This window comes from Rothia sp. HMSC065B04 (assembly GCF_001812285.1).
Lineage (GTDB): Bacteria > Actinomycetota > Actinomycetes > Actinomycetales > Micrococcaceae > Rothia > Rothia mucilaginosa.
Genome location: NZ_KV808399.1, coordinates 1 through 1,423, shown reverse-complemented (window position 1 = coordinate 1,423; position 1,423 = coordinate 1). Strand labels below are relative to the sequence as shown.

At 46.7% G+C, this 1,423-nt stretch carries 1 protein-coding gene; it reads left to right on the top strand.

Annotated elements, in window-relative coordinates; all coding sequences use genetic code 11:
• Nucleotides 1–162 precede the first annotated feature (162 nt).
• On the top strand, nucleotides 163–1,423 hold a 1,261-nt coding region (locus HMPREF2845_RS09170), incomplete at its 3' end, for an ATP-binding cassette domain-containing protein (RefSeq protein WP_168163708.1).

The window sequence follows — 1,423 nt, the reverse complement described above, 5'->3', positions numbered from 1 at the left end:
CTGTGGTGGTGTTGGATGGTGGGTGTGTGGTGGAACAAGGAACCTACCGGGAGCTACTGAAGGCAGAGGGAAAGTTTATGGAAATTTTCAAAAATCAGATCTCTGAAGATTCTGCAGGGCGCAAAACTTCCGCTGAAAGGGACTATAAAGATGCGTAAGATTATGGCTAATACTGTTTGGTCCGTGGTTTATGCTTTCAAAAATCACCCCGTATGGACCGTTTCCTATCTAGTGTCTGTTGTGTGCCTATCACTATTCCCTGCTCTGCAGATGGAGGCTGTCACTAGACTTGTTGAGCATTTGGGTCAGAGCCAGGATGAAGTGCTTCCGCTAGCTCTGGGGGTTAGTTTTGTGCTGGCAGGATACATTGCCCTGGGACAAGCATCAGACTCTCTGCGTATGATTCTAAATTCTCGAATGTCAAGTACAGGTATTCAGAATGTATCTTCTCGTTTGGCGACTTGTTCTTCTCAGGAAATCGCGAGTGGTGATTATGCTCGCTCATCAAGGGCAGCTCATGATGCTGTGACAGGGGGGAGCCTGGGGTCTCAAGTTTCCACTATGGGTGCTCTGATATTCATCATTTTTTCGACGGGAGCCCTTAGTTATTCCGTAGGAAAGATCAATGTATATGCTTCACTCTGCATGCTTGCAGGCATGATTCCTGTTGCCTTGATGTCACATCTCTATTCGAGTAAAAATGCTGAGGCAATGGAAAAAATATATTCATATAGCTACAACGCGTGGCATAGCACTAACCAGATTGCACAAATAACTACTGCTCGTGAGCTTGCAATTCTTAATGCTCGTTCATTCTTTGCGCATCGCGCTAATCAAGAACGGAAAAAATCCGGTGAGGAGGAAATTGGCCTAGCTCGTTACATCCTCAGAATATATACAATTGTTGGTTTTATAAGCGCTGCGCTGCTAGCTTTAGCCCTTATTCTTCTAGCGGCCTCGTTTCCGGCTCCCGGTGTTCTTGCTGGAGCTGTTATAGGTATTACCTCGGCTATAGTCTCGCTTGGCTCGATGGGAAGCGACCTTAGCTCGATGGCGGCGGGGTCAAACGCAATTGATATATATCGAAAGTTTATTTCTAGCGCACAGCCCGGGCAGAAAAATCCGGTTGCCGATACCTACCCCGAAATCTCCAGCGTTTCCATTAGGAATCTTGCTATCCAGTATCCAAAAGCTGATTCTTTAGCTCTTAAAAACATCAATCTCACTTTTGGTCCCGGGCAGATGATTGGTATTGTCGGGCCCAGCGGATCGGGAAAGACAACCCTAGTAAATGCACTCATGGGCATGCTTAAGCCCTCCAAAGGAGACATCCTCATTGGAGGTAAGTCGGTACAGGACATATCACCTGATGACTTGTTGGCAAATGTGGGTTTGGTGAGTCAAGACTACGGCCGTTATGAAC